1 protein-coding gene is annotated in these 698 nt (G+C 46.3%); it reads left to right on the top strand.

Features of this window, described 5'->3' with window-relative positions; genetic code table 11:
- Nucleotides 1–249: 249 nt before the first annotated feature.
- Complete coding sequence (locus N5098_RS15110) at nt 250–621, top strand: hypothetical protein (RefSeq protein WP_267638719.1); 372 nt, start codon at nt 250–252, stop codon at nt 619–621.
- The last annotated feature ends 77 nt before the right edge of the window (nt 622–698 follow it).

Below are 698 nucleotides of genomic sequence, written 5' to 3'. Positions count from 1 at the left end.
TGAAGAACGTCTCTACCGTAGGATTATCTTGCAGGGTCGCTGGGCTCATACCACCTCAGCGTTCACCCTGCTCTCTGGTATGAGAACTGTTCTATGACACCCTCAATATTGTTTAAGATAGCGCTATTAGAGATGTTCTTAAGAAACAGATCTGAGTTGTTGTACTTTATTTGAATATAATTATATATCTATGCATGGACTAATTTCTCTCATCGATGTCTGAACCGGTTACGCCTCGAGGTGAACACGATGGGACTTGATCCATTCGATCCGGATGAGATGACTGCTCAGAAAAGTGTTCAAGAACAGTTCAAAGAAGACCGTCTTGAGCGAGAAAGTTTGGACAAGAGTCAATGGCCGGCGCAAATCGATCGGGCGGCACTAGATATTCAGTATGGCATTGCAGTTGGAAAAAGCGACCAGGTCACCGACATTGGTGGTGTTATCGGTCGGCATGATTTCGATCGCGCAACTGGCGAATTCTACGTTGAGGGCCTATCTCAATTAGCTGGTGAAAACTCTAGTGTTGCACGCGCGCTCCGACAGTATCAGGACAAGCGCATCGGTGAATTAGTATTTCAACTCAACTCTTTTGAGCCTGTCATAGAATCCATCTCATAGCTTCTCACAGCCCGGTTCGTTTCCTCGCTCATAGTTGGTGATTGCAATGACAACCCGGAGGCAGAGCGCAACGAAAA

This window comes from Halovenus rubra (assembly GCF_026586665.1).
Lineage (GTDB): Archaea > Halobacteriota > Halobacteria > Halobacteriales > Haloarculaceae > Halovenus > Halovenus rubra.
The sequence above is the reverse complement of the archived record's forward strand: the minus strand, read 5'-3'. Positions and strand labels throughout refer to the sequence as shown.